9 protein-coding genes are annotated in these 9991 nt (G+C 55.7%); 8 read left to right on the forward strand and 1 reads right to left on the reverse strand.

Annotation, left to right across the window (positions count from 1 at the left end; genetic code table 11):
- The first annotated feature begins 41 nt into the window (after nt 1–41).
- The 8 genes from P3W85_RS16990 to P3W85_RS17025 all read left to right on the forward strand — a co-directional run bounded on the left by P3W85_RS16990 (nt 42) and on the right by P3W85_RS17025 (nt 9372).
- Nucleotides 42–935, forward strand: a complete 894-nt coding sequence (locus tag P3W85_RS16990; RefSeq protein WP_276265635.1) for an McbB family protein — start codon at nt 42–44, stop codon at nt 933–935.
- Nucleotides 936–943: 8 nt separating this feature from the next.
- Entirely contained in the window at nt 944–1741 is a 798-nt protein-coding gene (locus tag P3W85_RS16995; RefSeq protein WP_276265643.1) for a nitroreductase family protein, read from the forward strand.
- An 11-nt stretch (nt 1742–1752) separates the two neighbouring features.
- A complete protein-coding gene (locus tag P3W85_RS17000; RefSeq protein WP_276265636.1) occupies nt 1753–2934 on the forward strand; it encodes a YcaO-like family protein in 1182 nt (393 codons plus the stop codon).
- 84 nt (nt 2935–3018) lie between these two features.
- The gene (locus P3W85_RS17005) at nt 3019–3975 is read left to right on the forward strand and encodes a GNAT family N-acetyltransferase (RefSeq protein WP_276265637.1); all 957 of its coding nucleotides are present in this window, start codon (nt 3019–3021) and stop codon (nt 3973–3975) included.
- On the forward strand, nt 3972–5228 hold the full coding sequence (locus tag P3W85_RS17010) for an HlyD family efflux transporter periplasmic adaptor subunit (protein ID WP_276265638.1): 1257 nt from the start codon (nt 3972–3974) through the stop codon (nt 5226–5228). Before P3W85_RS17005 ends, P3W85_RS17010 begins: the two co-directional genes overlap by 4 nt.
- Nucleotides 5225–6925 (forward strand): ATP-binding cassette domain-containing protein, encoded by a 1701-nt coding sequence (locus tag P3W85_RS17015; RefSeq protein WP_276265639.1) that lies wholly within the window; start codon nt 5225–5227, stop codon nt 6923–6925. The genes P3W85_RS17010 and P3W85_RS17015 overlap by 4 nt, the downstream gene beginning before the upstream one ends.
- A gap of 300 nt (nt 6926–7225) precedes the next feature.
- Entirely contained in the window at nt 7226–8764 is a 1539-nt protein-coding gene (locus tag P3W85_RS17020; protein ID WP_276265640.1) for an amino acid permease, read from the forward strand.
- Nucleotides 8765–8859: 95 nt separating this feature from the next.
- On the forward strand, nt 8860–9372 hold the full coding sequence (locus P3W85_RS17025; protein ID WP_017223845.1) for a ProQ/FinO family protein: 513 nt from the start codon (nt 8860–8862) through the stop codon (nt 9370–9372).
- 5 nt (nt 9373–9377) lie between these two features.
- Here P3W85_RS17025 and P3W85_RS17030 read toward each other — a convergent pair.
- A partial coding sequence (locus P3W85_RS17030; RefSeq protein ID WP_276265641.1) for a pyridoxal-phosphate dependent enzyme occupies nt 9378–9991 on the reverse strand: 614 nt, incomplete at its 5' end.

Below are 9991 nucleotides of genomic sequence, written 5' to 3' on the forward strand. Positions count from 1 at the left end.
TATTTCCTCGCGTCACCCAATTCTGTGAAACGGGAGTCAATTTGGAATACTACCTAGTCTCTAATTTCCATATTAATCGCAGTCACTCGCAATCAATTCTAGTGACGCCGTCTGTTCTAATACGCCTTAAGCATGAACCCCTGTGCGAGTTGCTACTAGGACTACAGAAGGTGGGGGAACAACAGATTTCTGAAGAAGTCCTGCATGAAAAACTAAATTATCTCGAGCTGCCACTCAAAAAAACAATTGAGTATCTAGTTGATCATGGAATTCTTCGTAACTTAGGGCCAATCGACTCAAGAATTCACTCAATCGTAATTGTTTCAAAAGACACCGTCCAGGGAAAAGCGCTACAGAATGCACTGAACAATCGCGGCCTACCAGGAAGCAAGGTTCTTTCAATCGATAACCTGGAATCCCACAATTTCGAACATCCAGACACTCGTCAGCTATGGATTCTACTGCTCGAGCAATACAGCGAGATTCGAGTTCGTCAGTTCTACAGAATTCTATCGAAGCGACCGGATAACATGGGCATAGTTGCATACTTTCATTTAGGCTCGTTCAATCTCAGTTCGCTATACAGTGCTCGCTTCGGGACGCCGTGCCAATTGTGCCAAATGGCCTGGGAAGACCAAGGAAAATCCCCTGTCACTTCGGAATCCGGTTCGATAACTGGCCTGCTTCGCCTTTTTGAGAATGAAGGAATTTTCGATTTGCCTCCCCCTGCGCTCCAAGATCTAGATTGGTCGGTTTCTGTTGCATATACAGCAAATTTAATAAGCCGCCTGTGCGGAACATCGATGAAAAAACTCCTGCAGGATCAGATTACGATAGCGCGCAACCTGGATCTTACAACGTTCCAGCTCTCGTCTACTCCCGCGGCACATTGGCCCGGCTGCGATTGCCAATATGGCTTCAAAGAGGAGGATTAGTCGTGAATATGGTGGCACACCAGCGATACACAGAGCTTCTGGATCGAGAGGTTTACCTTGAAACACTTCAATTCAACGCACGAACTCACTACGGAATCTTACCAGGTCTCCGGTCAGCGATTTACCTAACGTCACTGTCTGAAGACGAGCTGTCCAGATTGATCTATGCGGACATTAGCGTGGCAGGCTGCGGGCAGGAAGCCGATGTTCCGCACACGCTGAAAATAGCTACAACTCCAAGACGGTCTTCGGCAACCAAGTTCGCGGCTAGCAAAAGATTATCCTTCGCCCAAGCCAAGGAAATACTCTCGTCGGCTCTGATGAGGCAACCAGACAGGGAGGGACTGGCAAGGATGCCATACCCTTCTGGCGGTGCACTCTATTCAGTCCAAACGTTCCTATGCCGAACCTCAATACGCATAACGGACTGGCCCGACGCTGCAAGTGCGCTGCATGTTTTGCCGCTAGCGAGGGCGCTTGAATCGCTCAACGTCGACGCGACGCCAGCAACGTTGCTGGAGATTCTTTCAGGTGAGTCTCAGAAGTCCCTTGGCGAGCCAGATTTCGCCCTTGTCTACGCGATGTTTATCGATAAAGCGCTGTTTAAATATCGGTATCGCGGCTATCGGCTTGCACTGATGGAAGCGGGCTCCATGTATCAACGAGTAACGCAGGAAGTAGATGCCCGCGGATTTGCGACTCGCATGTGGGCCGCTTTTAGCGACTATCACGTTGCTGCCGTTCTTGGCTTGGACGCGACCCACATGCTGCCACTGGTCGTTCAGTTCATAGGATCTCGCGACTGAGGAGAATTGCAATGCTGCGATTCCATGGAACTGGATATGGCATGCCGCTAGTGGCGACGCTTGATGCCAATCTTTCGACAAGGCTTCCCCGCTTCAGTTGGGCATCTGACAGACTCGCCGTGGCGACTAGCGGTGCCGGGCTAGCAATGGACAGCTTACGGCGTTGCATGGGTGAGTATTTTGAACGCCGACATTTTTTTCACGAGGTAAGAGGACTTGAAAGAAAGACGCTGAAGGACATGCATGACTCCTCGTTGCAGGTTTTATTGCATGAAATCATGAGCCAGACCTCAATCCCAGAAATGATTGAACGCATCGATGAACATCAGTTTCAGATAAGTCGCGCCGTCACGATACCGGACTTCAAGGAAGCAGAACTCCCAACAATCTTCTTTTCCGTATCCGGCGTTGGGATAGAGGCAGACAAGGGATTCGTTCCAGCACGAGACACAACGGGATGCGCAGTCCACTTCCTACTGCCAAAGGCTATTGATGGAGCGGTGAGAGAGCTTATCGAAAGGCAGTATCTTTTGCGGTACTGGCTAACTGCTAGAGGCGGAATCGACGTAACCGATGTTGTACTACAGAGACTTAGTCCATCTGCAATTGGTTTAACTCGAAGGTTGACCAGCGTTGGGACGGTGAAATTTATCGAACTGGCAACCGGAGAGGTCGAGGGTGCGGTCGTTCTTGCTGTGTACCGGGGAAGGAACGATCCGCGAGTCCGATACTGCGTAGGGCTTTCGTTCGATGTTTCCACGAGGCGCGCAGCGGATCGTGCGCTAAAGGAGCTTTGGCAGAGCTATATCTTTCTTCACAATATGGTACGCAAAGAAGACATTGAACGCTTGGTCCACGATAGCTACCATACCTATTTTTTGGAATGTAACCGATTGGACGTCGCTGATGCCATGCTGCAAGGTATTACAAGAATCGCTACCGGATTCCCAGACGGGGATTCAACAGAATGCACGTTGCTGCATAGCGTCTACCAGCGCTTCGGCACCATGTATTTATATGTGAATCAGGTGCGTGTCCGCGATCGCTCTCTTTGGTGTGTGAGAGCTGTTTGTCCATCGGCGTTTCTGCACATTGACAACTCAAGGCATTTAAACCTTCGCAACCGGTTCTCCGAACACTTTCTTGCTGATATCCACGTAGAGAGGGTTCGGAAAATGGTACCTTTTCCCTGAGAGATTGGTATGCCCAGATTAAGAAGATGGTGTGATGATTTGATACCCGAAACTGCCGCTGGATTTACCGTGGAGGCAGCGGACATGACTCACGACGCACAGGTTACGAGCCTCGTTGCCGAGCTATTGCAAAAGTCTCCACTGGCTCCGCCGCAAGGAGGCGCATTAGTTGCGCAAGCTTGGACGCATGAGGTGCTCGGATCGCGCTACTGGCTAACGCTGCTGCTCCGCGACGCCAGTGGTCATGCCGTGGGGGTGGCATTATGCCAGTACATCACATATGAGGTGGACTCTCAGAACAGGATCCTCAAGTGCAAACACTTCTATGTTCGCGAGACCTCGCACCGATCGCTCTTCTCGCCGGGTCTCTTGTTGATTGACGCGATCGTAGAGGCTGCCCGCCGGAGCCCGTATGTTCGCGAAGTGTTCATCGTCACCTTCGGCACTCCGGACATTGAAGGCCTTCAAGCGCTTCTTCGGCGGCGTGCCTTCAGGCGCATCGGTACCCAACACCTAGGGAGACCCGTCCCAGTCAGGCGCCCAATGGACGTGCAGCGCTTCCGCTCTCGCGATGAGATAGATGGCGCAACGCTCGACGACTTAAGCAAATTGGCGACAGCACTATTTACGGAGAGCAATCGGGCGTTCCTCGGCTCGAAGAATATAGACTTTGATGGACTGCTGGACTGCAATGTAGCGGCCCTCAATGCGGGCTCATGTTGCCTTGTCGCCTACGCGTCAAGACAGGCCGTCGGTTTCCTGACCGGTCAGGTCCAAACAATTCCGTTGGCACGCCTTGTGGTCCTGCAGAGTTCATATCTTTACGTACTCCCGAAGTGGCGCGGAAGTCATATTACAAGGCAGTTGCTAGACTCCTTCGCATTAACTGCAAATGAACTTGGCGCAAGCGCATCATTGTTGGGTACATCAAGCTCCATTAACACGGATCGAGTCTGCAAGTATCTTGATATACGGGGTTACCGGCACGCTGGCGATGTCTTCAGCTATAGCATTGATCCGGCGCCAGGAGCCAGGACATGAGGGCACGTCCATCCTTGCTGCCTCATTTTGCCTGGATCTGCTTGCTGACAGCCCTGGCTGCCTTGCTTGCAGGTGGATTTGCCCTGCGCATTGAGAAGATTGTTCGCAGCGAAGGCTATGTCAAGACTATTGATCCGATCAGTCATGTCGTGGCACCGATAACCGGACGCATTCGCTCTCTACACGTGGTGGAAGGCCAAGTGATTGCCAAGGATGAGATCCTGTTGACAATTGATCCGGACGCCAACGGATTGAGCATCGCTCAAGCGAAAGTGCGCCATATGCGTGCGGCAGCTGAGTATGCTGCCTACAGCGGGAAGAGAGCGATCGCTATGCACGTCAGTGACGAAGAGGCCCTCGCAGTGGATGCGATTCACCGTCGAATTGCCGCTGAGCGGAAAGCCTTGCAGGCGCAAGCATCTGAGTTGGAGCGGCAGCTTGAGGAAGCCACAGCGAGCTTGGAGGTCGAGCGAGCCACTCTTCGACGGCTCCAGTCTCTGGAGCCAACTATCGTGGCACGGTTCCGTTTAAACGAGCAATTGGTAAAGGAAGGATTCCTGGCGCCGATAACCCTTCTTTCCCTCAAGCAAGAGACGATTGATGCGTCGCAACAAATAAAAATCTCCGAAGCAAAGGCAGAACGAGCTACTCGCGAGGTACAGCGAAGACGGGCTTCTCTTCTAGCACATTCTGCCGACGTATTGCGCATTGAATCAGGAAGGACTACTGAAAGTCATGCGGAGATGATTCAAGCTAAATTGGAGCTTGATAAGTTGACCGCCTTGAGTGCCGTAACCGTAGTCCGTGCGCCTATTGGCGGCATTGTCGAGCAGCTCTCTGATAAACTATGGAGTAATTCTATCCGAAATGGCGAACGACTGTTTTCGATAGTTCCCACCTCAAGCAGCTTCGAAATTGCGCTTCTTGTGCGAAATGAGGACTTCCCTTTTGTGCGCGTCGGGCAACCAGTTGACGTGAAGTTCGACGCATTCCCCTACACTATCTACGGATCAAAAAAGGCAACGGTCAAAGCAACATCGCGCAACACGCTTGCCTCAGAGTCCGACGCCTCCAGCTACAAGATTCTTGTTGGCCTTGATTTCGCCAGCTTTCAGCTTGGAAGCACGAACATCCCACTGAAATCCGGAATGAAAGTCTCAGGTGACATTGGCGTGGGACTTCAACGGCCGATCGACATTTGGCTAGAGCCATTCTTTAGGCTAGCTCTAGAAGCACTCCGAGACTCCCATTGAAACTTTTGCCTATTTCTAATTACGATCTATTCGAACACTGCAAATTTGAAGTTTTTTCCTGCCTGGCCCTAACCGTGATTCTGACTCTGATTTCGTTGGTTCCCGCACTCACAGTTGGATCGATACTCGACAAAGTTATTCATACGCGCGCATATGCAACTCTCACTGCTATAATTTTATTATTTCTTCTTTTTCATGCTTGTGAGATTATATTCACGTTTATCTTCGACAAATTGATGCTGTACGTTACTGACTCGGCCGTGGAATTCGCCGAGCGAGACTTCATTTCGCAGCTTTCCAAAGCGTCACTACTTTCCCTTGAGGCCTTCCGCGATCGCGATGGATTATCCCGATTCACAAGCATTGGCGTGAGCGTTCGATTTCGAGCCGATTGGATCGTCGGAGTAACATCAATTCCATTGAACCTGCTAATCATCTTCACCTCGCTCTACCTCGTCAGCATAACGCTCGCAATGCTTATCCTGGTGCTTAGTATAATCTTCGTTTTGATCCATACAACGTTCAATCGGCTGCAACGCCGAGCCGCTATTGCGCTTCAGACTTCCCGCGATCGTGAGCAGCGCGTAGTGAACGACATTTTTGATGGGCTACCTAGCTTGTGCGCACATCTTGGGTTCAATCTCCTTATCGCGCGCTGGGAGTCTCGGAAATGTGAGTTCCAAGAAGCTCTTGATCAATATAGTTCGGTGTCGCTTATTCAAAATGTCGCAGGGCTGTCGTACGAACGCATTACCCTAGCCGTCATCCTTAGCGTTGGAGCGTACGAGACTTTGCAGGGAAGAATGTCGGTCGGGCAATTAGTCATGGCAAATCTGCTGTTCCGCCAGGTCGCAATCCAGGTTCGTCAGATCACCCCCCTTCTTCAACGGCGAGTTCAATTCCAGGCATCACAGGCTGCGTTCGATACGTTTATCGGAAGACTACTACCTGCGCTGTCGCCTCGGCAGTTGAGCGTTGCCGATCCCGGCTTCGCATTGCAGGTCAAGAACGTATCGTTTACGTCCGAAGATCATATTCCAATCCTTTCCGACATAACATTTAATCTTCCAGCGCGAGCGACACTTGGTGTCATAGGGGAATCTGGAGCTGGCAAGTCAACGCTGCTCAAGACGCTTGCAGGCCTGTATACACCAAAGACTGGGACTGTATTTGTCGGGGACGAGATGCTAGCCAGGCGCGTGTACCTCTCCCAAAAGGAACATCTCTTCGATGGAAGCGTTGAGGAGAACATACAGCTTGGGAAAACCGAGGACAACGACGCGTTTCGAGACCTCCTTGCGGCTCTTGAGCTCGTTCAGCTGTGTCATCGCGATGCGCAAGTGCGGGAGCAATCAGGCGAGTACGGCCGGACGCACGAGCTTTCCGGCGGCGAAAGGCAGAGAATATTCTTGGCTCGCGTGTTGGTTGGACCGTTCTCAGCAGTATTTTTTGATGAGCCGACTACAGCCCTGGATGAGCGACGGAGGAAAGAAGTCGTGCAGAGGATCACCGCGCTTGCCAGGCACTCACTGGTGGTCTTCTCGACCCATGATGAGGATCTGGCGCGCGCGGCAGATTACGTTCTGCACCTAAAGAGAGGGCGGGTCGCAAAGTTCGGCAAGGGAGCAGACGTTCTTGGTGCCAAGCAAGACCTGGCGGTTGATTCGCAGTGTGAAGCGCGAGACAGCGTGAGATAGCGCGACCTGCACTCTCTCCACAGCCAACGCAGAAGGAGGAGTGTGGCGCGGAGAGCGTCGAAACCGCCAAATCTCGTGGAGCCACACTCATCCCTAGAAAAGTATGCCAGGAGTCTCATTTTGTAGGCACTGAGTACCGCCCCTAGTCACAGTAGGCGACTTTCATGACATAAAGCGCCGCAACCCTCGGATTTACCCGAAGAACCCGGTAAACTCGCGCCCTTTGCCCGCTCGGGCGCCCCACAAGGCGTCGCCCGTGCCGAAGCCGCGGCCCCGCCCGCCGAAGTTCCAGTGACCCTGATGTCTTCCCATCCTCATCCTCACCAGCACCCCGTCGTCGAGCACGACGATCTCCAGCGCAAGCTCAAGGCCCGCCACCTGACCATGATCGCCATCGGCGGCGCGGTGGGCACGGGGCTGTTCGTGGCCTCCGGCGCGTCGATCTCGCAGGCCGGCCCCGGCGGCGCACTGCTGATGTATTGCCTGATCGGCCTGATGGTCTACTGCCTGATGACCAGCCTGGGCGAGCTAGCCGTGCATATGCCGGTGGCAGGTTCCTTTGTCACCTACAGCGCGCTCTATGTGGAAGAAGGCTTCGGCTTCGCGCTCGGCTGGAGCTACTGGTTCAACCTGGCGGTGACCATCGCGGTGGAGCTCGCGGCGGCGCAGCTGGTGATGGCATACTGGTTCCCGCATGTCTCCGGCATGGTCTGGAGCGCCGGCTTCCTGCTGCTGATGTTCGGCCTCAACGCTTTCTCGGTACGCGGTTTCGGCGAGGCCGAATACTGGTTCGCGCTGATCAAGGTGGTCACGGTGCTGGTCTTCCTGGCGGCTGGGCTGATGATGATCTTCGGCATTCTCAAGAGCGCGCCGGAATCCGGATGGCATAATTTCACCATTGGCGATGCGCCGTTCGTAGGCGGCATTCCTGCCATGTTCGGCGTCGCCATGATCGCCGGCTTCTCCTTCCAGGGCACCGAAACCGTGGGCGTGGCCGCCGGCGAAGCCGCCGACCCGGCGCGCACCATCCCGCGCGCCATCCGCCAGACCTTCTGGCGCATCCTGCTGTTCTACGTGCTGGCGATCCTGATCATCGGCGTGCTGATTCCTTACACCGATCCCAACCTGCTGCGCAACGATGTCACCGACATCGGCGTCAGCCCCTTCGCGCTGGTGTTCCGCCACGCCGGGCTGGCCCTGGCCGCCGGTGTGATGAACGCAGTGGTGCTGACCGCCCTGCTTTCCGCCGGCACCTCCAGCATGTACGCCTCCGCCCGCATCCTGTACGGCCTGGCGGTCAGCGGACGGGCGCCGCGCGCGCTGGCCCGGCTCTCCGCCAACGGCGTGCCCTATAACGCGCTGTTCGCCACCACCGCCGTGGGTGCGCTGTGCTTCCTTAGCTCGCTGTTCGGCGACAAGGTGGTCTATATGTGGCTGCTCAACACCTCGGGCATGACCGGCTTTATCGCCTGGCTGGGCATTGCCGTCAGCCACTACCGCTTCCGCCGGGGCCTGGTGTACCAGGGCTACAAGCCGTCCGACCTGGCCTACCGCTCGCCGCTCTATCCCTTCGGCCCGATCTTTGCCACCGTGTTGTGCGTGGTGATCGTGCTCGGGCAGAACTACCAGGCCTTCAGCGATGTGCGCGGGCGCTGGATGGAGATCGTCGGCACCTATATCGGCGTGCCGCTGTTCCTGATGCTGTGGCTCGGCTACCGGCTGGTCAGGAAATCGCGGCTGGTCAGCTATGAAGACATGCCGTTCGACTGCAAGCGCGCCGGAGAAGGAAAGCCGGCTGCAGGCGCCACCCGCCCGGCCGACGAACAACCCGCCGCCTAGGTTCTCCTTTTCTACGTAAGCCGCCGCTGCGAAGGCGGCAAAGCGAATCGCGTGGGGCTGCTACAATCTCGCCACGTATTTAATGGTTGGGCAAAATGGGCTTCGAACAACTGGCGGCACTGAAGGAACAACTGGCAAAGCAAGCCAAGGCTGCACCACGCCAAGCTAAGGCAGAACCACGCGTCAAGACGCGACGCGCCCCGCCTGCGGCTTCGGTCAAGCAGGCCAAGCCGGTGAGTCCGGCCAGCCCGGCCAAGCCGGTCGATCCGGTGGTGCAGGCCATCGGGAAGCTGCAAAAGCGTTTTCCGCAGACCTTTCCGAAGAATCCTGCGCCCAAGGTACCGCTCAAGATCGGCATCTTCGAGGATCTCGTCCCGCACGCGCAGGAGCTTGGCCTGACGGAATCGATACTGCGCGATGCGATCCGGACCTGGTGCCGCGGCACCCGCTACTGGACCTGCATGGTGGAAGGCGCCCCGCGCGTGGATCTGGCGAATCAGGAGGCGGGACAGGTTTCGCAGGCCGATGCGAAACGGGCGCAGCAACTGCAAGCGCATCGCACGGCGCGCACGGTAGCCAAACCTGCCGCCGAGCCGAAGCCCAACTGATCCAGTCAGGCCATGTCCGCGGACAGCAGCTCCGCATAGCGCGGCAGATCCACATTGCCGCCACTGACGATGATGCCCACACGCCTGCCTTGCACCGGCAACCCCGCATAACGCGCCGCCGCGAGGCCAAGGCAGCCTGTCGGCTCGACCACCAGCTTCATCGCCTGCGCGAACATGCGCATGCATTCGACCAGCGCACGGTCCGGCACGGCAACGATATCGGTTACGCCACGGCGGATCAATGCGAATGTCAGCGCGCCGAGATGCTGGGCGCGCGCGCCGTCGGCGATCGTGTCGGGCGGATCGATATGCACGATGGCGCCGTTGCGAAGCGACTGCTGCCCATGATTGCCGGTCTCGGGCTCGACGCCGTACAGCAGGCAGCCAGGCGAGAGCTGTTCCGCCACTAGCGCGGCGCCGCCGAGCAGGCCACCGCCCCCCTGGCAAACGAACAGGGCATCGAGCGGACCGGTTTCTGCCAGCAGTTCGCGGGTCACCGTGCCTTGTCCGGCAATGACATCCGCGTGGTCATACGGCGGAATCAGCGTGAGGCCCCGCTCTTCCGACAGGCGGCGCGTGATCGCTTCGCGGTCGTCGACCTGGCGGTCATACAAGACCA

This window comes from Cupriavidus basilensis, assembly GCF_029335485.1.
Lineage (GTDB): Bacteria > Pseudomonadota > Gammaproteobacteria > Burkholderiales > Burkholderiaceae > Cupriavidus > Cupriavidus basilensis_E.